This is a genomic window from Sphingobacterium faecium, assembly GCF_003054045.1.
GTDB lineage: Bacteria > Bacteroidota > Bacteroidia > Sphingobacteriales > Sphingobacteriaceae > Sphingobacterium > Sphingobacterium faecium.
In genome coordinates this window covers 66,295-89,160 of sequence record NZ_QBKH01000012.1, presented here as the reverse complement: position 1 = coordinate 89,160, position 22,866 = coordinate 66,295, and the positions used below count along the sequence as shown (strand labels likewise).

Annotated in this window: 17 protein-coding genes; 8 read left to right on the top strand and 9 right to left on the bottom strand. The window is 38.7% G+C overall.

Translation table 11 applies throughout. The features are described 5' to 3' along the window. Positions 1-239: 239 nt before the first annotated feature. Positions 240-1,007, bottom strand: coding sequence for an alpha/beta hydrolase (locus C8N37_RS22270; protein ID WP_108160977.1), 768 nt, complete (start codon positions 1,005-1,007; stop codon positions 240-242). A 228-nt stretch (positions 1,008-1,235) separates the two neighbouring features. Between C8N37_RS22270 and C8N37_RS22265 the strand changes: the two genes are divergently transcribed. The 8 genes from C8N37_RS22265 (at position 1,236) to C8N37_RS22235 (ending at position 8,913) form a co-directional block, all read left to right on the top strand. Continuing rightward, a complete protein-coding gene (locus tag C8N37_RS22265) occupies positions 1,236-2,114 on the top strand; it encodes a helix-turn-helix domain-containing protein (RefSeq protein WP_108160976.1) in 879 nt (292 codons plus the stop codon). Between the two features lie 81 nt (positions 2,115-2,195). Then, positions 2,196-2,537, top strand: coding sequence for a hypothetical protein (locus C8N37_RS22260; protein WP_108160975.1), 342 nt, complete (start codon positions 2,196-2,198; stop codon positions 2,535-2,537). Positions 2,538-2,778: 241 nt separating this feature from the next. After that, positions 2,779-3,195: a (R)-mandelonitrile lyase gene (locus C8N37_RS22255; protein WP_108160974.1), complete on the top strand. Its 417-nt coding sequence runs from the start codon at positions 2,779-2,781 to the stop codon at positions 3,193-3,195. Next, a complete protein-coding gene (locus tag C8N37_RS22250; protein ID WP_108160973.1) occupies positions 3,196-4,254 on the top strand; it encodes an alpha/beta hydrolase in 1,059 nt (352 codons plus the stop codon). A gap of 61 nt (positions 4,255-4,315) precedes the next feature. Then, on the top strand, positions 4,316-4,483 hold the full coding sequence (locus C8N37_RS22890; RefSeq protein ID WP_170114582.1) for a hypothetical protein: 168 nt from the start codon (positions 4,316-4,318) through the stop codon (positions 4,481-4,483). Between the two features lie 424 nt (positions 4,484-4,907). Beyond that, entirely contained in the window at positions 4,908-5,276 is a 369-nt protein-coding gene (locus C8N37_RS22245; RefSeq protein WP_108160972.1) for a BlaI/MecI/CopY family transcriptional regulator, read from the top strand. Positions 5,277-5,281: 5 nt separating this feature from the next. After that, the gene (locus C8N37_RS22240; protein WP_146171127.1) at positions 5,282-6,382 is read left to right on the top strand and encodes a M56 family metallopeptidase; all 1,101 of its coding nucleotides are present in this window, start codon (positions 5,282-5,284) and stop codon (positions 6,380-6,382) included. A 116-nt stretch (positions 6,383-6,498) separates the two neighbouring features. Beyond that, a complete protein-coding gene (locus C8N37_RS22235; RefSeq protein ID WP_108160970.1) occupies positions 6,499-8,913 on the top strand; it encodes an outer membrane beta-barrel protein in 2,415 nt (804 codons plus the stop codon). A 57-nt stretch (positions 8,914-8,970) separates the two neighbouring features. Here C8N37_RS22235 and C8N37_RS22230 read toward each other — a convergent pair whose 3' ends face one another. From C8N37_RS22230 to C8N37_RS22195, 8 genes are all read right to left on the bottom strand, one after another. Next, positions 8,971-9,300: a DUF6122 family protein gene (locus C8N37_RS22230; RefSeq protein WP_108160969.1), complete on the bottom strand. Its 330-nt coding sequence runs from the start codon at positions 9,298-9,300 to the stop codon at positions 8,971-8,973. A 466-nt stretch (positions 9,301-9,766) separates the two neighbouring features. Beyond that, on the bottom strand, positions 9,767-11,239 hold the full coding sequence (locus C8N37_RS22225) for a TlpA disulfide reductase family protein (RefSeq protein ID WP_108160968.1): 1,473 nt from the start codon (positions 11,237-11,239) through the stop codon (positions 9,767-9,769). Between the two features lie 28 nt (positions 11,240-11,267). Continuing rightward, positions 11,268-12,650, bottom strand: a complete 1,383-nt coding sequence (locus C8N37_RS22220; RefSeq protein ID WP_108160967.1) for a RagB/SusD family nutrient uptake outer membrane protein — start codon at positions 12,648-12,650, stop codon at positions 11,268-11,270. A gap of 11 nt (positions 12,651-12,661) precedes the next feature. Continuing rightward, on the bottom strand, positions 12,662-16,012 hold the full coding sequence (locus tag C8N37_RS22215) for a SusC/RagA family TonB-linked outer membrane protein (RefSeq protein ID WP_108160966.1): 3,351 nt from the start codon (positions 16,010-16,012) through the stop codon (positions 12,662-12,664). 24 nt (positions 16,013-16,036) lie between these two features. After that, positions 16,037-17,074 carry a FecR family protein gene (locus tag C8N37_RS22210; RefSeq protein ID WP_052627474.1) on the bottom strand — a complete coding sequence of 346 codons (1,038 nt, stop codon included), beginning with the start codon at positions 17,072-17,074 and terminating at the stop codon, positions 16,037-16,039. An 88-nt stretch (positions 17,075-17,162) separates the two neighbouring features. Then, positions 17,163-17,744, bottom strand: a complete 582-nt coding sequence (locus C8N37_RS22205) for an RNA polymerase sigma factor (RefSeq protein WP_108160965.1) — start codon at positions 17,742-17,744, stop codon at positions 17,163-17,165. A 1,100-nt stretch (positions 17,745-18,844) separates the two neighbouring features. Beyond that, the gene (locus C8N37_RS22200) at positions 18,845-21,691 is read right to left on the bottom strand and encodes a M16 family metallopeptidase (protein WP_108160964.1); all 2,847 of its coding nucleotides are present in this window, start codon (positions 21,689-21,691) and stop codon (positions 18,845-18,847) included. A gap of 27 nt (positions 21,692-21,718) precedes the next feature. Beyond that, complete coding sequence (locus C8N37_RS22195; protein WP_108160963.1) at positions 21,719-22,855, bottom strand: TlpA disulfide reductase family protein; 1,137 nt, start codon at positions 22,853-22,855, stop codon at positions 21,719-21,721. Positions 22,856-22,866 lie beyond the last annotated feature (11 nt).

Genomic DNA, 22,866 nt, shown 5'->3' with positions numbered 1-22,866 from the left:
TAGTCAAGTACATAAACAAAAAATCCTTACTTGAAATAGTCAAGTAAGGATAATTATCGTTAAATTTATATGTCAACCTATTCTAGGACGCTACAGCTTCCTATGGATGGATGACCCGATAGGGAGAACTACCATTTGTGTATATGCGTTCATTGTTGAATAAGATATTCGATCAAAATATCTATCCTGTTTTTCGTTTTTTTTGCGATCTACCGCAATGATTAAACCAAAACGGGGGATTAAGCCTGTTGAGTAAGAAATGTATAAACACGGTCTGCCACTTGTTCCCAACCAGGTTCGTTACAGATATAGTGGCTTCTTCCTGCAAATTCTGCATACTCGACGATACTGTTTTTATCTTCATAGGCTTTGCTATTCTTTTCCACCAATGCAGCAGGAATAATCTCATCTTCAGTTCCAGAAATAAATAGGAGCGGCACGTGCGGTTGATCGAGATCGATATGGCCCGATGTTCCCATACAGCTTCTCAGTACATTTCTACTATCGTGTGTGGCCGTCTTTTCAAATTCGATGCTGCTCTGCGCTTCAGAAAGAGAATTGGCAAAGGCTCCGTGAAATGTTTCGGGGTCCATATAAAAAGGTTCATCCCCCTTGAAAGGATTGGCAATGGTAATGCTGTTTTTGAAAAAGCTCCAATCGAAGGATAACATTCCGTTTGGAGCAACGCTACTGACAGCAACAGCAGCTGAAGCCAGTCCTTTTTGCACCAATATCTGCGTGATGAGTCCACCAACAGAATGCCCAATGACAATTGGTTTTTCGTCTAACTTATTCACGACTATTTCCATCGCCATAACGAGGTCATCAAGCACAAGGTCACCTAATGCCTCCGGCACCTGATTTCTGAGTGCTGCAGGTTCGCCATCATGTAATGGCCAAGATGGTGCTATACAGTCATAGCCTCTTTGACTAAAATAGGCCGTCCACTTTTCCCAACTTTTGGCATTTTGAAACATGCCGTGAATAAATACAATTGTTTTTTTCATCACTTCTATATGTTTAAAGATTATCCTTAAAATAATACGATCGAAGTGCGTCAAAGTTTGCTCTGAAAGCTATTTTTTAATGCCGCTATCTGCATATTAACCAAGAGAGAAGTTTTAGGATTCTGATCTCAATAAAAATGCTGCTGACCGTTGTTCCGATACATTTGGGAATTCATCTTAACCAAAAAAATAAGAAGAACATAAGTTTGAATTTCTTAATTTTGTGCTATGAAGGAGAAAGTAGTACGCGTCATTTCGGAGTTTAATAATGAACTGAAACTTCAAGGGTTTAAAGCCTTTCAAATTGAAGATGATAGCCAAGATACGCGAACCTATAGCAGGAAAGAATTTTATAAAATCTGTCTGACAACAGGAGAGAGCAAGATTCATTATGCTGATAAAACATATGAACAAGAGGGTACGATCTTGTTTTTTGGGAATCCGCATATCCCTTATTCGTGGGAAACAATTTCTAGCACCTATGTGGGTTATACGATTCTTTTCTCTGCTGATTTCTTTAAAAATTCGGAACGTTCTGAGAGTCTACAACAATCGTCTTTCTTTAAAATTGGAGGAACTCCGGTTTTGAAAATCACCGCAGAACAACGTGATTTTCTCAATACCATCTTCCAAAAGATAATTGTGGAGCAAGAGAGTGATTATGTATATAAAGATGAACTGATCCGAAATTACATGAGCCTCATCATTCACGAATCATTAAAGATGGAACCTGCGAAAAATTATGAACATAATAAAAATGCATCTACCAGATTGACTTCTGTTTTTCTTGAACTATTAGAAAGACAGTTTCCCATTGAATCGGCTCAACATCCGCTTCAATTAAGGACGGCACAGCATTACGCGCAACATCTGCATGTGCACATCAACTATTTAAACCGTGCAGTAAAGGAAGTGACGGGCAAACCTACCACTGCACACATCACAGAACGTATCATGACAGAAGCTAAAGCGCTATTGCATCATACAGACTGGAGTATTGCTGAAATCGCTTATGCCCTCGGGTTTGAATATCCAACTTACTTTAATCATTTCTTTAAAAAAGCAACGGGGACAAATCCAAAATCATTTCGTTTGGACGAAGTTTGATTTTCTTAATTTATGGTTTGATATTCGTTATTATGCTTCTTAATCTTCGGGTACCTTTGTGTTTCATTCAAATCATAATAAATGAAACCTATCACAGATGGCTATTTAAAGAAAATCGCGTATACAGGTTGCCTAGGTGATATCGGGATCATCAGTAGAGCATCTGGAATTATAGGCGTACTTCCACAAGTTGCAGCTGGGGATCACATCAGCACCGACCACGCAGAAAGATTATGGAGCACTTTTGCCCTAATGCTATTTTTGATAAGTCTTTTTATTGTTCTTTTGATGTTGGCCATGACTAAAAAGGTGATGATGGTCATTCCTGCTGTTGAAAATACTCCCTGTTATTCTATATCCTGTATTTTTTTCTGCAGCGATGGATATGACCATCCGCTCAGCAAACCCATTGAAACAACATAATTGATGGCTATTGTGATCGGTGGCATTGCAATAGCACCAGTCACGAATTTTCTTTAATAGCTTATAGCCCTGATAATAATGATTTCAAGAAAATGGTATGGTAAAATTTAGAAAAATTAATAGTATAAAGTCAACTAAAAAACTGTAATTGCTCTATATAACTATGCAAAAAAATACCTAGAGAATTTGAATTTTAAATTTTTTAGGCATGCATAAATGATCACTATAAAAATAAAAAAAGATGAATAAAGAAAACACAACTTCACTATTTCCGAAAGGAGATCGACTACCTGACGAATGGTTTACAGGCGCAGCTTTTTTGTCGCCTTTGGTAGGAAAAGATCATAATAATGAATTTTCGGCCGGAGCTGTCACCTTTGAAATTGGTGCACGGACCAATTGGCACACCCATCCGAAAGGTCAAGTTTTGCTGGTGATCGAAGGTGCTGGGTTTTATCAGGAAAGAGGAGCAGAAGCACAAACGATTAAAAAGGGTGATGTCATTTGTATTCCTGAAGATGTCGAGCATTGGCATGGTGCATCTGCCGTAACTTCCATGACACATATTGCCATTACCAATTTTAAAGATGATACTCAAGTCACCTGGTTAGATCCAGTAACCGAACATGAATTTAATCTAGTCCATAAACAAAAATAAATGAAGATTATTTCCTTAATATTTGCGCTGACAGGGTTGTCATTTGGGCAGTTGTCAGCACAGACCGATCAAGAGACATCTCAAATAAATACAAAAATCATGAAGGCAACGGCACACTATACATTTACATTGAGCGATCAAGTTACACGTCAAAAAGTACAGTTCAAAAACCGTTACGGCATTATGCTGAGTGGAGATTTATATCTGCCAAAAAATACGATCAACGAAAAACTGCCAGCATTGGCCATCAGCGGACCTTTTGGTGCAGTCAAGGAGCAATCTTCTGGGTTATATGCTAATCAAATGGCACAAAGAGGTTTTGCTGTGCTTGCTTTTGACCCTTCATACACAGGTGAAAGTGCAGGTGAACCCCGTAACTTAGCTTCACCGGAAATCAATACCGAAGATTTTAGCGCTGCTGTTGATTATTTGGGATGGCATAAAAATGTGGATAGAACTAAAATTGGCATTATCGGGATTTGTGGTTTTGGAGGTTTTGCATTGAACGCTACTGCCGTTGATAAACGTGTAAAAGCTGTGGCAACAACGAGTTTATATGATATGACAAGAGTCATGTCAAAAGGATATAACGATGCTGTAACACCAGAGCAACGTGCTCAGACATTGGAGGATTTGAGTCAGCAACGCTGGACAGATGCTCAGCAGGGCAAGCCAACAGAAGGGCAAAGAAATTTACCGGAAAAGTTGAAGGGTGATGAAGCTCAATTTGTAAAAGAATATTTTGATTACTACAGAACATCACGTGGTTTTCATGCCCGTTCGCTGAATTCAAACGGCGCTTGGTTGATCACAAATCCAATCGCCTTTATGAATATGCCGATTCTGACATATGTGAACGAGATTTCGCCAAGACCCATGCTCTTGATTGCTGGTGAAAAAGCACATTCCAGATACTTCAGTGAAGATATCTATCAAGTTGCAGCTGAGCCTAAAGAATTAATGATCATTCCAAATGCGGTACACGTCGATCTTTATGACCAAGTGGAACTGATTCCTTTTGAAAAATTGGACCATTTTTTCAAAACTCATTTGAAATAATAAAAAATCGGGGCAGTCTAGCAGCTGTCCTAATTTTTATCTATCATCCGAAGCTGAATTGATGTACATAGGGACGAATCAGCGCCCCACCACCGGTTTAGTGATGCCATTGACAATCTTGCCAATCGGTCAACAAAACTGGAAGAAAGCGAATCGCAATTCAGCAGATCTGAGCCAAAACTTAGCGAAAGCACCGGGCCTCATGATTGAAGAGCGTAGACCTAACTAGGAGGAGCCACAGGTGATGGTTTGGCGTTACGGTCCGGAAACTGCAAAGACAAAAATAGCTTCCAAGTCAAGCTCCAAAAAAAGGAAAATCGAGTTGAAAATTCCATTGCGTTCATTATAATCGGTTTATCATGATGTGAGTATACACCCAATGAGAGTATATTTTATCAGAGATGACTCATCATAGAAGTGAATGGACTGTAATCTATGGATAGCAATGGTTAGTCATGGATTGACATAACGTTATTTTAATGTAAATAGCTTCACAATACAATGAAGCTAATTTTTTAGAGATTGAGATCAGAATAAATATTAAAAAAGCATTATCAGATCTATTGCGCAGAAGCAATCCGTTCGATAATTAATTGTCTTTTAGTTGTGATAACTAATTATTTAGCTGATATTTGAGTATAAAAGAATAAGCGATGGAAATAGTAGAGTTTACCAAAGTAGAACGCCAATTGATGCAGGTGCTATGGAAATTAAAGAAAGCATTTGTGAAAGAAATCATCCAGGAATTACCGGAACCTAAGCCTGCTTATAGCACTGTTTCTACGGTAGTCCGTATTTTGGAGACCAAGGGTGTGGTGGCTTACGAAGCTTTTGGTAAAACGCATCGTTACTATCCGTTGATTTCAAAAGAGGAGTATATGCGTTTCGAAGCTGATAAATTTTTGGACAACTACTTCTCCAATTCTATTCAAGATATGTTCTCCTTTTTTGTAAATGAAAAAAAAATTGACTTAAAGGATGCTCAACAGTTGCTGAAGATGATTGATAAAATTAAAGACTAAATCCTGTGGAAAACCAGCTTTACTTCATTTGGTCGAGTATAGCGATGACCATTTTTTATGTGTTTTATCAACTCGTCCTCAAACGGGAGACTTTCTTTTTATGGAATAGGATTTATTTGATAACGACACTTTTTTTGGCGATCGTGCTCCCATTGTTTAACTTTTCGTCTTTGAGTGGTATGCCTCAAATGGAATTGATGGAAATTTCTTTTTCTTTTATTGCAAAAGAAAAGCTGGCTTCTGTTACAGACGCCCAATTGCGCCTGATTTCGGTTTTATACTGGACCGGCGTTAGTTGCAGTGCAGCATGGCTGATCGTTAGATTGGCCGGTATAAAAAAGCAACTGCTCTCGAAGGCGGAAGGGCGGGCATTTTCATTTTGGAAAACTAAAGTCATTGATCCGAATCTGCTGGATTTTGAAATTATAGATGCACATGAAGATGTTCATGTGAGACAGCTGCATACACTGGATATTCTTTTTGTTGAACTGGTTGCCCTATTTTTTTGGTTCAACCCGCTCGTATATGGCTACCGTAAAAACCTGAAGTTTGTGCATGAGTATCTGGCAGATGAGCATGCTGTAAAATTTGCTACTAGCAAGAAGCAATATGCCATGGCTCTTTTGCTACAATCTTTTAAAGCGGGAGCGGTACTGACCAATACATTTTATAATCCTTCATTATTGGAAGCCCGGATCAAGATGCTTCAATGCAATAGGTCTACTGTTAGACGTTTGTGGAAATATGTATTGGTCGTGCCCATGACAACTCTGATTGCTGTGCTGTGCTCGTGGAATGTTTCAAATGTTAATAATACGCCTTCGGATATTATGGTGCAGCCTGCTGCTTTTCCAGGAGGATTTGATGCATTTAGCCATTTTTTGATTAAAAATTCAAGAAAGATCTCGACCAAAAGTGGAAAGGTACAAGTGAGTTTCATTGTTGAAGCTAATGGTGAAGTGACTCATGAGAAAGTTGAGCATGGATTAAGTGATGTGGCGGATAGGGAAGCCTTGCGCATGATTACCTTAAGCCCAAATTGGGAACCAGCCTTGCAAAACGGTTATCGTGTTCGTTCTCTTTATCGAATAAATGTTAATTTTTGAACTGATAATCAATGTGTTGTGTTTTAATAATTGTTTATTTAGTTGTAGCAACTAATAAATTAGTTGTATAACTAGTTTATTAGTTGTATGTTTGGGTATACCAATTTATACCAAACATGACGTGCCCTCTGATTTTTAAATCCATCCGATTTTATAGCTATTTAGGCTTACTATTATGCCTTTCGTTTACCGTTCATGCCCAGCAAAAAAAGGACCATGTATACGGTCGAATCGTAAATGAAAAAAATACTGCTGTTCCCTATGCTCAGGTAGCGCTAAAAAATAATCTTGATTCAAATACGATCAAAATGGTACTGGCAGATAGCTTGGGTTATTTTGGTTTTGGGCTCCCAGCGGGGAAATACCTGCTCGAAGTGAAGAGCATGGGGTATAAGGTAATTTATTCACAGCCTTTTGAAAGCAAGGGACTGTCTTCAATAGACCTGGGCAGTATGGTACTTCAGGTTGCGGCGACACAGTTGGGCACGGTAACGATTGATGCAAAACTTCCTTTTGTCGAGAGGAGGGCTGATAAAGTGATCGTCAATCTGAATGGTCTGGGTTCCGGTGCCCCGATAATGGAGGTAATGAACCAATTTCCAGGGGTCACCGTTGATGCATTGGACCGGATCACTTTAAATGGAAAATCTGTTCAGATTTATATAGATGGTAAGGTGAGCACACTGTCGGCTGATGCGTTGTCTGGTCTGCTGAAAGGTATCTCTTCGGCAGCGATCGAAAAAGTGGAATTGATTAGCCAGCCATCTGCTAAATATGATGCTGCAGGAAACGGTGCCATTATCAACATTATCCGTAAACGTAATTTTAAAGGTGGGCTTGACGGTAATATATATGCTGGAGGTGGTAAAGGTGCTTATCGAAAAGCGAATGGCGGTGTTAATCTCAATTATAAAGGAAAGGTGTATAATCTGCTTTTGAATCTGGATTATAATTACAATAAGTATTTTTATGACACTGATATCGTAACCACTTTTTTAAATGATGCGCGAGCAGTTACTGGTCGATCGGTATCGAATATGCAGAGCACCAGGGCAAATACCACCTATACACCCAATCTTGGAATGGATTTTTATCTATCCAAACGTACAACTTTGTCGGCCTATATCAAACCTGGTTTTCAAACTTTGTGGCGAGATGGGGTAGCGCAAATTGAACAAGTGGATGTAAGTACCAACAGTAGGGTTCTATCTGAGTTTATCAGCCGTGTTGATATTGAAGCGCCAAATTTTTCGACCGGTTTACGCTTACAGCACCAGATCGATACCCTTGGCAGGGATCTGACAATGGATCTGGATTACTATAGCTATGCTAACTACAATGATCAAAATAATAAAACAGTTTCTTTCGATCCTTTATCGGAACGGCCCAGTGTGATCGCTCAAGATCGCATATTTGATGTATATGCGTTTAAAACAGATTATGTTCATCCTTTAGGTAAACGGCGTCAGCTCGAGATGGGAATGAAAACAAGTTTTGTATATTCTGAAAACAGCAACGATTACCGGGATGCTGTAACGCAGGAAACCAATTTGTTTGATTATCGAGAAAATGTAACGGCTCTATACTTGACATATAGTGCTACCAGCGAAAAGCTGTCCTATCAGCTGGGGATCAGAGGAGAGTATACATATGGAAAAGGAGAGCAGCAATTTGGGCAAAATAGCTTAAAGAAAAATTATTTTAATCCTTTTCCATCATTGCATGTAGATTATAAATTTACCAAAAATCATAACCTTAGTCTTGGGATTAATAAAAGGATCGAGCGCCCCGGTTTTGAAAGTTTAAATCCATTGATCCGGATCATCAACAGTAAGAATCTGCAGCAGGGAAATCCTGCGTTAAGATCGGTGTTGGCTTACAATGCAGACTTGTGGTATGGCTATAAAAATGCTTTTTTTGCGGGTGTTACTTATAGTTATAGCCTAGGCGACTTCACCAATTTAACTGTACCCTTGGAGGATGGTATTGTGACGTCATTACCGGGCAATGCGGATCATTCAGGTTATTTTACGCTTCAAGCGATGTATGGCAAGCAGGTATTGCCTTGGTGGTATACCAGTTCGAATGCGATATTTTCAAAACGGTCATTTAGAGGTGAATTTGATGGTGTTTTGCTGAATACTGACGGTCGGTATAGCCTTTCAGCAACTTCTTATAATAGTTTTTTGCTTCATAAAAATTTCTCATTTATGTTTATTTACAACTACCGCGGTAAAAGTGTAGAACGAAACATCAGCAATGAGGCATTTGGCTATTTAACAGTTGGAGTGAGGCAACAGTTTTTGAAAAAACGAGCTTCTGTCCAAATGAGCTTAGTAGATGTTTTTAAATCATATAAAAATAGCTTCCAGCAGAATAGTGGTGCAATACAGCAGAACTGGCGCAATCATATTGAAACGCGTATGGTAAAAGTTAACTTGACTTATAGTTTTGGAGGTACAATTAGAAATGTCAAAAAAGTGAACAGTGCTGAAGATGAAAAGAACCGAAGCATCGTTCGCGATAACTAAATGGATGTGTTGTGTAACGAGTAAACTATTTCTTAATTTCTTTTAATAACTTGTTGATTAGTGCCATTGACAATCTTGCCAATCGGTCAACATATGGAAGAGTAATCCGACAGCAATAATGCGCGTTTTTGGAAAAAAAAGTAACACGAAGTATACCGCAATGGCATAATAGGAGTGAAGTGGATGATAGCCTATGCTACAACGCCCCGGGTCGAATATCGGTGTCGCTAACAAATGATCCATATCCACGAGCATCGTGGCGATCATAATCAGCCAGGCGCGTTTCCATTGTTGTTTGAAAAACAGAAAAGCTAATAATCCTGGGACTAAAAAGTGTAAGCTATAATGAACGAATGGCTGTAAGTACTGTAAACTATTAAGATCCATGGATAAACAAAATATTAAATGAACGCTGGGCTTTATAAACGCTTTACTCATTACAAATATAGGATCCAACCAGTAAACCAGAATTAAATCTGGATAAATTTATCAATTTGGTCCAAACTGATACCTTGTCTTCTTTCGTTTCCCATAAATAGAAACTTGAAAACTGAGTGTGAAATCTGGTATCTAAACTTTATAAATGAGCCCTTTGGCTTTAGAAGTAGTTTCTGCAAATGTGTCTAAATACCAATCATGATTATTTTATTTATCCTCAGAACTTCACCTATCCATTTATCACTTCATATTATTAGACTATCATATTTTCAAAATGAAAAAAGCCAGCTTTAAGTAAAAAAGCTGGCTTTTGTTATAAAATGAAAATTTGGGATACTTTTTTAACATGTAAAACTAACACAACCACAACATGGTGTGGAAGAAAATTTTCTTGCTATTTTAATTTCCATATTTTTTAACCTTTATAGGGCTTCTTTGCCGCTTCGATCAACTCCTTCATTTCTAGTTTTATATAGTCAACATTCGGAGAAGAGCCGGTTAAGAAATACCGAATATTTCCTTCCTTATCGATAATAAATTTAGCAGGAATACCTTTCACACCAAATTTAGCAGCCATTACCTCACCAGTTTGAGGATCTTTTTGATCATCAAAAAGAACTTCAAAAGGATAATTATTTTTTGTTACAAAAGCCAATACATTTTCTTTATAATTTTTGTCGCGCTCCCAAGTATTCATAAACAGGAATTGAACATCTTTATCATTTGCATATGATTCCTGCGCAGCTTTCATACCCGGAAATGAACGCACGCAAGGCTGACACCAAGTAGCCCAGAAATCTAGGACGACAACTTTTCCTTTTAAACTGGCCAACGACACTTTTTCACCTTTTAAATTGATCAACTCAAAATTCGGAGCAGGTTTGAAGGTCTCCATTTCTTTAATATGGTCACGTATATTCTTTGTTAACGTTTCTTTTAATGATGCACTAAAATTTTCATAGCCCTGAGCAGACCCGTTCAATTCCAAGTAGAGTTTTTTAAGATCATTCTCAACAGCAAATTGTCCTTTAGTATATAATTTCGTCAAGATATTATACGCCTCCAGTTTCCGTCCTGTTCCCATCAGCGATTTATAGTAAACCATTGCTAATCCATCAGCTTGTTCAGGAGCCGCTTTTAGTGCATTTTCTATGTAACCAAGTGCATCGGTATATTTTTTTTGAGCTACTAAGATATTGACATAAGCAGACATAGAGCTGGCATAACCCATAGAGGCGAATCTTGCTTTATTGTCTTTCTGATCCTCAGGAAGGCTTAGGTAGTAATAACTGTCATCCATAGCAGTTTTTAGGAGCGGTGCTGCAGTTGCTGTATCTCCTGCCGATAATAATATCTGACCTACGGGCAGATATCCATTGCCACGCCAAAATTTTTCTTTCATTTCGCCAAGGTAATGGATAGCTTTAGGAGCATTTCCATCATTTGCAAATCCCTGTGCTAAATTGGCTAAAACATAATCATAGGTCAAAAGTTCTTCGCTGAAGTTTTTGGCCGGCCACTTTTTGTTCAGATCATGATAGGCTTTTTCCTTTTCCTGGACAGTGGGTGCGTTGTAAAATACATTGGTGATAAAAGCATCGCGGGTCAGTGATCCCTTTGGATACTTTTTCTTCGCAATAGCTTCTACCGAAGCCTGTTGCTCTTCCTTTCCCAATGACCGTAGAATATTGATCGTTGTGCGGAACTCTTGCTCTGTTTTATAGCCCTTAATTTCGGTTAAAAGTACATTTGTAAGCGAATCTTTTTGAGCTATGCTGCCTTTTTCTATTATAGGGAGATATTTTTGAAATTTGTCCCCCGATGCCTTTTGTGCCATAGTATTAGCTAGGGCAAAAGTCAAGGCAATGGTTAAGATTGTTGTTTTCATTTTTTAAAGATCTGTTATTTGTAATAATTTAGTTTTCGTATCCAGGATTTTGCGTCAGTTTAGTGTTGATCAGAATTTGAGCCTGTGGAATTGGAAAAAGCACATCTGTAGATTGCCAGTTTGCTTTAACGGGTGAAAGCACTGCAGTGGCACGTTCAGTCCGTTTAAGATCAAGCCAGCGATGACCATACTCGCCAAAAAATTCATGAAGTCGCTCTGTTTCTATCGCGGTCAATAATTGTGTTTCGTTACTGCCACTAGGGATAGCCGTTAATCCGGCACGAGTACGCACAGCATCAATGTCAGATCGTGCACCGCTAAGATTATTGAGTTTGCATCTAGCTTCCGCGCGTATCAGGTACTGTTCTGCCAACCGTAGCATGATATGATATTCTGCACCTGTTCCAGAAGCTACTTTATACTTCGTGATGGCATAGTAGTTTTTACCTGAAATGGTTTTAAGACTTGTCCAGTTTATTTTTCTTAGATCAGTTGTGGATGATGACTCGAAACTGTTGTATACTGCGTCGGGAAGCGTATAACCTGGGACAGCAGTCGCCGCCGTAATATAGTTTGCTCCGAAAGTTGTGACACCCGTCAGATTTCCCAACTGAAGGATAACTTCGTTGCTCGTGTTTTGGAAGTTTTTGTCTGGAGCAGGCATACCATAATCAGATGACTGCAATACTTTGGTTGCATACAATTCGGCATTTTGATAGTCTTTTTGATATAAATATACTCTAGCCAATAGGGCGCTGGCGGCAGCTTTATTGGCCCGTCCTCTTGGACTGGCAGCTGCATCATAGTTGGTCTGCATTTTACTCTCTGCATCTTTGAGGTCACTGACGATCTGATCATAGACCTGCTGTTTACTTGCCCGTGGTAGAGAAGCATCTTCAAATGCATAGAGGTCATTCCGCAATTGTAAAGGGACGTCACCATATAAATTCACAAGATAGAAATAAGCATAAGCTCGAAAAAATTTAGCTTCACCTATCAGCTGATCTTTTATAAGTGGCGTGAGGGAATTGGATGCATCCAAGCCTGAGATGGCATTGTTGGTATTCTTGATCAATTGATAACTATTATACCACAGGTTAGCGACATTATTATTTGTATTTAAGATATTATTACTTGCAAACTCTGTTATACCGGCATCTGTCGCATTATATTGAAGATCGTCTGCCGCTATTCCAGTAAAGAACGTCGTCGTGCCAGACAAGTTAATATTTAATACTGTGCTATACAATCCACGGATCACACTGTTTGCGGATGCATCCGATGCAAACGCATCTCCAGTGATAACCTGCGTAGGTGGAGCACCAAGATCCACAAATTTTTCGCAAGAACTTAATAAAAGTGCTCCATTGGTCAGGATCAGCGATATGATGATTTTATTGTTTAATTTCATTGTTGTACGTTTTAAAATTGACAGTTAAATCCAAAGACAATTGTGCGCAATGGAGGTAGCACTTGTGCGATAGTGCCCGTACCTAAACCAGAGGGACCGCCCTGGACGGTAGTTTCTGTATCCAGCACATACTTGTTCTTTGCCCAGGTAAACAGATTCTGGCCCTGCATAAAGACATTGCAATTGGACATTTTCAATCGCGAAGTCCAGCTTTTGGGCAGGCTGTAGGAAAGGTTTATAGATCTCAATTTAATATAAGATGCATCCCCGTAGACAGCATCAGAGCTACTGTATAGATTGTATGAATTGTTTAAAGCAGTTCCTGCAGGCGTAGAAGTTGGTGATGACGGTGTGATCGCTCCAGGAATATCTGTATTCGGATTTGTTGGAGACCATCTTCCAAGCCAGTATTCATTCTGGTTAACCATTGCTCCAGGTCTTGTATTTAAAATTTTGGTCACTCCAAATCGATGGTTAAACTGGAAAAATACACCCAGCTCAAATCCTTTGTATGAAAACGTATTGTTAAATCCTCCATAAAATGGTGCTCCTAAGTCAGCAACATAGCGGTCGTCTCCATTGATAACGCCATCACCATTGCGGTCTTCATAAGTAGCGCTGCCAGTTGCTTCATCTACCCCCTGATAATGATAAAGACGGATCAGATTGAGAGGTTCTCCAACGAGAAAACTGCTCGCATAGAATGTATTTTCAATTCCTGGAAATTCCACTAATTTATTTTTATAGAATGTGAAGTTGGTCGATGTTTTCCATGTGAAATTTTCCGTAGCAATATTGGTGGTATTCAATTCCAGTTCCAGTCCCGTATTTTGAATCAGTGCAGGAAGATTGGCCTTATAACTATTATAGCCCACTTGAGTACTTAGGATAACGTCTGTAATCTGGTCGCCTGAGCGGTTTCTAAAATAGTTACCTGTGAACAAAATACGGTCTCTCAAGAAACCAAGGTCAAGGGCAAATTCCATCTTTTTGGTTGTTTCCCATTTGATATATTCATTAGGCAGTGTCCCAATGTTCATCGAGGGATTATTTAGATAAGCTGTAGCAGAGGAGTAAAGCGGAAGATACATATAGTTTGATATCTGATCATTCCCGGTCGTACCATAACTTGCTCTCAGTTTACCGAAACTGAGGAACGGCAGCTTGTCCTGCACAAAATCTTCTTTGCCAAATACCCAGCCAAGGCCTATCGCGCCGAAATTTCCAAACCTGTTTTTTGGACCAAAACGTGAAGAACCATCTCTTCTAAATGTTCCGTTAAATAAGTATTTCTCATTCCAGTCGTAATTCACTTTTCCAAATACTGCATTGTATTTGTAATAAACAAGATTGTTGTTCGCGGTGAATGTTCCTGCCGCACTGAGCGATCCTAAAAGTGCATCATTGCTATAATTAGATCCATTAGTTGTCTGTGAGCGGGAGGAATTCTGCTGGAAACTCGTACCGATTAATGCTGTTAGTTTGCCTTGACCTATATTTTTGACGTAATCCAGTGTAGGTTCGATAATCCAGTTCTCCGCTTTTGTATTGGAAAAAGCCGATGAGCCCAATGGATTCGTGAGGGTATTATTTAAGGATGAAATCGGTGTCTGGTTATTTTGGCTGAGCTGTGTTATGGTGTACCCGAAATTTGTTTTAACGGTCATCCCGGGGATAATCTTATAGCTCAGGTTTGCATTTGAAATGAGGTTGTTCGTCGTTCCTATATATTTTCTGTTGAGCATAGCAATAGGATTGTTGATCCCTGCTGATGAGGGTAGCCAATAAAATCTTCCATTGTCGTCATAGATAGGGTAGTTAGGAGGCAGGTTATACATCGAAGTAATATCCGCAGAGGGCATATCCGAATTGTCATTGGCGTAACTGACAGATAGTGCCGCATTAAACTTCTTGTCTGCAGACGTATGATCCAGGTTAAGACGAGAGGTAAACCTGCTATTTTTGCTATCTCCATAGAATACTGTGCTTTCGCGTCTGTATCCGGAGTTAAAGAAAAAGCGTGTAGACTCATTTCCGCCCGACATATTCGCTTGCATATCCGTAATATGGCCTTTATTGCCGATCAGCATTTTTTGCCAGTCTGTCGATTTATTCTGGTTCCATAACAATAGGTCTGGAGCATTTGTTGCCGTTGGTACCGTACCATCATTAGCAAAAGCTTCCTTTCTCAAGGATAGATATTCTTCCAGATTCATCATCGGGATAAATCGATTCACTTCCGTAAATCCGCTGTTAAAATTAACACCGATGCGCGTACGTCCTGATGATCCTTTCTTTGTCGTGATCAATACCACACCATTGGCACCACGGCTACCATAAATTGCTGTAGCATCGGCATCCTTGAGTACATCTATACGTTCTATGTCAGAAGGATTAATCATACTAAACGGACTCAGACCACCAGAAGATCCAGAAATACCAAAAGAGTTTAGATTGTCGGTCGCAGGTTGACCGCCGTTAAAATTCGTGAAAGGCACCCCATCAATAACGTACAAGGGAATAGATCCTGAGGTCGTTCCGCTTAATGAAGCCTGGTTTCTGATCTGTATCTGTACCGCACTTCCGGGCACACCGTTATTTTGGGCAATCAAGACACCTGACATTCTACCGGCTAATGCTGCTAGTGGATTGCTTACAGGTTGAGATGCAATATCTTTGGCTGTGATCGAAGCTACTGATCCCGTATTTAATCGACGGGTTGTCGTTCCATAGCCGATCACAACAACTTCTTCTAAACTGCCTTCTTCAGGCTTCAATCGGATAGGAGTAGCGTTTGCAAGAAGCTGCTTGGCCGAAACCTCCACCTTCTGGTACCCCATGAAAGAAAATATGATGGTTATATCTTCATTGGGTATCCTCAATCCCCACTGTCCATTCACATCAGTAGCTGTACTTGTCTGTATATTTCGGTATGCCTCTTTTTGCCAGTCTTTTATGATCACGGACACACCTGCTAACGGAGAGCCATTTTCATTAAGTACTTGTCCAGACAAATGTGGTTGACTTTGTTTCTTTTCTTTTATAGCTATGATATTATTATCCAGCAATTCCCAGGTCAGATTACTTCCTGAAAGAGATTTTGATAGTACATCTTTAATACTAATTTTGTCAGCTATAATATTTATTGTTGAATTGGGAAGTATAGCCTTACTGAAGAACATTTTGTATTTACTGTTTTCATTGATGGTCTGAAATACGTCTTCCAGCTTGCCGGCCTTTATGGATACATCAATTTTTTCAGTTTGTGAATAGGCAAAACTCTGCACATGCACAGTGCTGAGACAAACCAGAAGCAGTGCCAATCTGGATTCTTTTTTAAATTTGGGTACTGTTTTGTTCATATGAGTTATGTAGGTTAGTTTGTTTTAAAATAGCTGTATTTGATTTTTACCCGTCTTTTTGATCTGGAAGTAATTAACAGTCTGCAGTGCTTTTAATATATTGTCTAGATCTTCATTTTCAAATGTCGCAGAGAAGCGTTGTATAGCAATTTTGCTACTTAAGATCTGTATTTCCACACCATACATACGTTCCAGTTTGAGTACAATATCTGCCAATCTTTCATCACGGATGGTCATCCGTTTTAGCATCCATTCTGTTTCGAGTGCAGTACCGTCTTGATTTGAGAGAACTAAAGGCTGGACTGCAACTGTGGCATATTGCAGAGAGACAACTTTTGGCTTGGTGGATTGTACATGGTTATGGATATCCGCGTTATGGATAGCCGCATTAGATAGAACAAACTTTTCATTCGGGTTCAAGATAAATTTTTTATCCGTATGGCCAGTTTTCCATATCGAAACTTTCCCCCGTATTAAAGCAGTCTCTGCATTTCTTTCATTTTCATAGTCACGAACATTAAAAGCAGTTCCCAAGACACTGATTTCCATTCTTGGGGTGTGGATGATAAAAGGTTTTTTAGGATTTTTAGCGACATCGAAAAATGCTTCACCGATTAAAATCACTTCACGTTTAGAAGAGTCTTTAAAAGAATTAGGATAAATAATTCTACTGGATGCATTGAGTGTAATTTTTGTTCCATCTTCTAGCGTAATATGGCGCTGTTGTCCGTTTGCTAAGTTGATTTCTATATTTTTTAAGCTACTGTTTTTATACAGATATTGATATGCAATTGAAATACAGAAAAGTGCTACAGTCGCGGCAACAGTAAGTTTAATCATACTGATTTTTCGGACAGGTGTTGGTGAAATTCTGTTTAAGACATTTTCCTGGATCCTTCTTTTTATTTCATGTTGTTTTTCAGGATCAAGTTGATCCAAGATATCTGGGCGTGATGAAAAACTTTCAAAAAAATTTTCAACAATTTCTGATTCCTCTTCATTGCATTTACCTTTTAGGTATTTATCTATAAGATTTTGAAGCCTTGGGTTATGATGTTCCATTTTTGATTAGTACAGTATATATATACAGTGTACTTAAACAGGAAGATCGTACTAGTCTCAAAGTAATTTATTTGCAACTTATTTGAAATCAGTGAAATAAAGTAAGTATAAAGAGCAAAAAATGTTGAATGATCAATTTTCTTAGTTTAGCAATGGAGATACCTAAATGGTTTTGTACTGTATTTTGTGAGCTTTCAGTCATTTCGCTTATTTCTTTGGTAGACAGTTCATCGAGATATCTCATTTTAAAGATTTCTTTTCTTTTCTGTGGTAGATGTGCAATCCATTCTTGTATTAGAGATTTTAAATCTTTTTCTGCATATTGATCATACTCGGAAATCTCATGTTCCTGCATTAAAGATAGATTTTCTTCGAGCATTGATTTTGTTCTCCTATTTTTCCTGTAAATTTCAAAGACTTTAAATTTCATACAGGTCCGCAGATAGGCCTCAAGGTTCTGGATTTCTCTCACCGCTCTCTGTTGCCAAAGGTCTATAAATACATCTTGTACCACTTCTTCACAAAGAGCCATATTATGAAGTCTTTTATAGGACTCATTGATTAGGACAGACCAGTATTGCTCATAGATCATGTTGAAAGCCTCTAGATCGCCCAGTTTTAGACGCTCCAGCAAACTCTCCTTACTATGCCATACATGTTCGTTTTTCATTATGATATTGTGTGAACTAATTGGTTTTGGCTTCCAAATTTTTAAATTATATTGTATTATTTTTCAATTATAGTAATATTTATGGCTTATGGCAACTTTTTTGCTAATTTTATTCCTGTCACTATTGTTAAAAACGTATGAAGCCGGTAGTGGTATCAATATTTGAATGGATAGAGCTACTCTTGGTTTCTTAAATAAAAATTATATTCATGATGTTAATAATCAATTGGTTTATAATCGAAGTTAACGTTTGTTTTTGAAGAAAATGTCTTTACGTCTTACTTTCGAATATATTATTGTATTTAAATTTTGGAGTATTGATATTCTGAATTTTTTATTGCACACTTCCGTTTTTTCAATATTTATTATCGTTTTATAATTTAAGATCGCAACTTCTTATTGGATTAGTGGAATCGAGTCCAATAGGTATTTGAAAAGCACAACATAGAACGTTGATAAAAATAATCCTTCACTTCAATTTTTAAAGATGAAAGATTTTTATGTTTATCGGAATTTTGATAATGATTTTTTTACAAAGAAAGATAGTATAAAGGAAATCACAGGTCGTTATTAATCAGCAAAGGAACTCAATCCGTAGATAAACAATGCTTTAAATTACAGATGATGAGGATGATGTGGATAACCAAAAATGTAGTGGAATATGTTTGTCGAATTCGGGACTGGAGGAAGCCATCGATACAGGTTACTGCAAAGAAGAAGATAAGCAATTTAATGCGTATTCAAACTCACAGATACTAATAAATTGGACATTGGCATAGCCAACTAGACCATAGCGCTATTGAGGACTTGCTAGAAGAGTTAAATGGCTTTCTTGCTGGCTCAGGATTACGTGGGAGTTAGGAATTATCTCTTTATCCTGAACAAGAGAATAAACGCTCATTTGTCACCTCTTTAAAAAATGAAATGGGTGACTTTTTACAATCTATTGGGATTGATTCATCAATTTATACGGACAATGCCAAGTTTCGAAGGTTATTTGAAATATTGAAATTCCGGCTATTTAAGATTCCATATTAGGATTGTAACTTATTAATAAAAGTATCCCGTCCGAAAATAATCGAACGGGAATTGTATGTTTACTATTTAATTGTTTCAGGAAGTTGAACAATTTTGATGACATTTTTGTCGCTAATAAACTGTTTAGCTATGTTTTTAATATCAGTTTGATTTAACTTATCTCGTAATGCTGAACGTTTGAAGATGCGATGCATATCATCCCCATTGTAGAGGTTCGAATAGAGATAATTAGACCAGAAGTCATTGGTTTTTATTGCCGTTTCGTAACTCAACTTGTCATTGGTTTTAAACTTATTGAGATTGTCTTCCGAAGGACCTTCATTTTTTAGCTTCTCAATTTCTTCTAATGAGTATTGGGCCAATTTATCTGCATTGGCTACAGCGCAACTGAATCCTACAGAAATCGTATAACGTCCGTCAGGGATTTTGTCGTAGTCCATTTGAATTGATGGTGAATAGACACCACCTTCTTCTTCACGCAGTCTTTCCAACAGACGGATTTCCAATACTTCTCTAAATGCCTGTAATGCTATATTATTCGCCGTGTTGTAATCATAATTGCCCGAAAGGATCAGATAGACCATCGCTTTGTCTTCTTTGCTCAGGGCTAGTTTTTTCTCTATCTTGCCGGCAGGTATATTGATGTCTAAATTGCGGAATCTGGGAGTTTGATCACCTGTGCTCGGCAGTCCGCCAATATAGGTGGCTATCAATGGTTTGATCTTTTCTATATCAAAACTCCCCACAAAAGTAAAGTTGTAGCCTGATGCATTGGAGAAACGTTCTTTATAGATCTCAAAAGCGCGTTGTGGATTGATTTGATTGATCTTTTCGATAGTCAATCCCGTACGACGGATATTGTTGCCAGATAGGATGGCCATCAAGGAGTCCTGAAACACCACGTCACCGTTCTTGTCGCGGTCTTTTAAATTGTCTTTTGCGTTGGCCAGTATACCTGCTACGACGGCCGTATCGAGACGTGGTTCTGTGAAATATCCATACATCATTTCCAATGCTAGTTCAAGATCTTTGTTATTGGATAATCCACTTATGCCTTGAGCCGTTTCGGTGATAAAGGGCGCTGCGGATGCTGTGCGTCCAGCAAACGCTTTTTCGAATTGGTCGGCTGTATAGTTGCCCAATCCACTAGCTCCAATAAAATTAGTGGCATTGTTGGCACTTTGGAAGTCTTGATCAGCGTAAAGTGAGGTACCTCCATAAGAAAACCCTTGAAAACTAATCTGGTTGTTTTGAAAGTTGGTCGGTTTTAGAATGACCTTGATATTGTTGCTCAATGTTAAGGTCGTGGTACCAAGGGTTTCATCCTTTTCTTCTTTAATGATTGTACCAGACTGAGCTTTGCTGCGCAATAGTGACTGATCATTGGATTGTTCAGCGTATGGGGCCGTTTTCTCTTTGGAGAGATCGCTTATCCACTTCAGAAAGGTTGCTTCGTTAGGGAGTTGTGCTTTTTCTCCTTCCGGAGCCAGCACGGTGATGTCGCGGTCTGTGTCTTTGAGATTCTGGATAAGAACTTGTTGGATATCTTGTAAAGCTATCGTTGGCATGATGGTATTGATCAATTCTATTTCACGATCAATACCGGGTGAAGCGGTACCATGTAAGAAGTGCTGGATATATTCGTCCACGTATTGAGAGGAAGATATTTTATCTTTCTCTTGATGGATATTTTCCATTTGGTTTAGATAAGAATCTTTGGCACGTTGTAGCTCTGCTGTGGTGAATCCATGTTGCTTTGCACGGAATATTTCACGCCAAACGGCATCAAAGCCTTCTTTCAAACGACCTGGTTTGGCGTTGATCTGTATCTGAAATACATCTAATCCGCCCATAAAGGAACTCAATGATGTGCCACCGCCTAGAAATGGGGGATTGGCGATGCGAAAGATTGGATTATACCGATTAGCCATCATATCATTAAAAAGTGCTTTGATAACAGACTGCTTGAAATCGTCGGCACTTTTGAGTTTTTTTTCTGGATACTTGATACTGATATCGATCGAAGTCGAGGTGATCTCTGGATCGGTTACGACCAAAAATTGGTTTTTGCCTTTTAGCGGAATTTTATAATCTGGCCTTACTGTTGGTTTTGCTGGATTTTTAAGTGTTGAATATTGTTTTTTTAATTGTTGTTCTGTTTTATCAACATCGATGTCGCCAACGACAATAATGGCTTGAAGATTGGGACGATACCAATTTTTATAAAAGCTTTCGATCTCCTGATATGGGAAATGTTGGATAACATTTTCAGTGCCGATTGGAATCCGTTCTGCATAGAGAGACTGATTGAGTGCAACAGGCAATGTCTTATCTTGTATCCGTTCGCCCAAACTTTTTCCGGCACGTTTTTCTTCCAAAATAACACCACGCTCTTTGTCGATCTCACTATGATCTAAGCTGATCCCTTGCGCCCAATCTTGAAGGATCTGAAATCCGTTGTTGACCAATTCGCTATCATTGGATGGCAATTGCAGTTGATAGACAGTTTCGTTAAAACTGGTATAGGCATTGATGTCCGCACCAAAGCTGATTCCGTTTTTTTGAAGATAATCTACGAGGGCATTGTTAGGGTAGTGTGTTGTACCGTTAAACGCCATGTGTTCCAAAAAGTGAGCTAAGCCTCGCTGTTGTTCGTTCTCTAGGATCGATCCAACCTTGTTCACGAGGTACATAAATACCCGTTCTTGGGGTTCGCTATTTTTGCGGATATAGTAAGTGAGGCCATTGGCCAGTTTTCCATAACGTACGCTTTGGTCAAGAGGCAAGGCCGTGGTATCGGCACTTTGTTTGGTCCATACGATTTCGGTATTGCCTGTTGCAAAGCTGTTATGGGCAAGGACGGGGCTAAAACCTAAAAGAGAAAGATAGAGCAGTTGTTTTAAATGCATTGATGATTAAGTATATAAAGTGTTGATTTAAAATATATTTTTTAATGATTCGTGAAGTGCTTCTCCACGAAGATTTATCCCGATGATTTTTCCTGTTGGATCCAATAAAAAGTTAGATGGAATGCTGTTGATATGGTACTGTCCACTCACTTTGCTCTCTGGATCAACTACGTTGACCCAAGTCATACCATCGTCCTTGACCGCTTTTTTCCAATTGTCGAGCATCATATCTGTAGAGATGCCCAGTACTTCAAAGCCCTTGTCCTTATAAGTATTGTAAGCTTTCTGTACATGCTCGTTTTCGACACGACAAGGAACACACCAGCTTGCCCAAAAATCAATGAGAACGTACTTGCCACGAAAGTCCTGCAGGTTGATCTGCTTACCTGTGGTATCGGCTAATGCGAAGGCAGGTGCGATGTCGCCCATTTTAAGATTATCAAGATTGCGTAGTTGTTCCAGAAGCTGTTGCCCAAGTGGGGTGCTTTTAAGTTTAGGATTGATTTTTTCGTATAAGGTTGTCACCAATTGTTGGTTGGAGGTATCTTTAAGTAGTCGCTCTAATTTAAATAGACTGAGAGCATTATTAGGATTTTGGTCGATGTAAGTTGCTTGTTCCTTACTGAGCTGTGCAGACCATTTGTTGAGGTCAATATCAATTTTATTGATGAGAGCTCTTGCAGGTGAATCCATGCTGAAACTGTCTTGAGAAAGAATTTCTTCCGCTTCGAAATATTCGGTTGTAAGAGCACTTATATGATCTATGATAGTCTTGTGAGTTTCTTCAAATTGTTTGGCATCTGTATTGAGTGGTGAACCACTGATACTGGCTGTATGGAGCTTACCCCATATGGCATTAATTGTTATTTTTCCTTTTTCTATATAAAAATCAAGTGTTTCTGATCGTTCACCTAATGTATTAATGTAATACAGGTTGGCCATTTCGGGGCCTTCGATTGTTCCTTTGAAATGAAAGTTACCTTGATCAATGCGCGCAGAATCTAGGTTAAAATCGGTGTTATAACGTTGTAAAAATAGCATGCCCTTTTGCTCTTTTTGTACCCCTGCAAGTGTTCCTTGAATTTGATAAGGCGCTTTTTCTTGCGCATGGAGTGTTGAAATTAAGCTTAGTAGTGCCAGGCCAAGTTGGGTTATGGTTTTCATCGTATATGGTA

Bases quoted from the DNA above. Each gene is read 5' to 3' on its own strand.
- C8N37_RS22270 (WP_108160977.1), bottom strand. From the start codon at position 1,007: ATGAAAAAAACAATTGTATTTATTCACGGCATGTTTCAAAATGCCAAA.
- C8N37_RS22265 (WP_108160976.1), top strand. From the start codon at position 1,236: ATGAAGGAGAAAGTAGTACGCGTCATTTCGGAGTTTAATAATGAACTG.
- C8N37_RS22260 (WP_108160975.1), top strand. From the start codon at position 2,196: ATGAAACCTATCACAGATGGCTATTTAAAGAAAATCGCGTATACAGGT.
- C8N37_RS22255 (WP_108160974.1), top strand. From the start codon at position 2,779: ATGAATAAAGAAAACACAACTTCACTATTTCCGAAAGGAGATCGACTA.
- C8N37_RS22250 (WP_108160973.1), top strand. From the start codon at position 3,196: ATGAAGATTATTTCCTTAATATTTGCGCTGACAGGGTTGTCATTTGGG.
- C8N37_RS22890 (WP_170114582.1), top strand. From the start codon at position 4,316: ATGTACATAGGGACGAATCAGCGCCCCACCACCGGTTTAGTGATGCCA.
- C8N37_RS22245 (WP_108160972.1), top strand. From the start codon at position 4,908: ATGGAAATAGTAGAGTTTACCAAAGTAGAACGCCAATTGATGCAGGTG.
- C8N37_RS22235 (WP_108160970.1), top strand. From the start codon at position 6,499: ATGACGTGCCCTCTGATTTTTAAATCCATCCGATTTTATAGCTATTTA.
- C8N37_RS22230 (WP_108160969.1), bottom strand. From the start codon at position 9,300: ATGGATCTTAATAGTTTACAGTACTTACAGCCATTCGTTCATTATAGC.
- C8N37_RS22225 (WP_108160968.1), bottom strand. From the start codon at position 11,239: ATGAAAACAACAATCTTAACCATTGCCTTGACTTTTGCCCTAGCTAAT.
- C8N37_RS22220 (WP_108160967.1), bottom strand. From the start codon at position 12,650: ATGAAATTAAACAATAAAATCATCATATCGCTGATCCTGACCAATGGA.
- C8N37_RS22215 (WP_108160966.1), bottom strand. From the start codon at position 16,012: ATGAACAAAACAGTACCCAAATTTAAAAAAGAATCCAGATTGGCACTG.
- C8N37_RS22210 (WP_052627474.1), bottom strand. From the start codon at position 17,074: ATGGAACATCATAACCCAAGGCTTCAAAATCTTATAGATAAATACCTA.
- C8N37_RS22205 (WP_108160965.1), bottom strand. From the start codon at position 17,744: ATGAAAAACGAACATGTATGGCATAGTAAGGAGAGTTTGCTGGAGCGT.
- C8N37_RS22200 (WP_108160964.1), bottom strand. From the start codon at position 21,691: ATGCATTTAAAACAACTGCTCTATCTTTCTCTTTTAGGTTTTAGCCCC.
- C8N37_RS22195 (WP_108160963.1), bottom strand. From the start codon at position 22,855: ATGAAAACCATAACCCAACTTGGCCTGGCACTACTAAGCTTAATTTCA.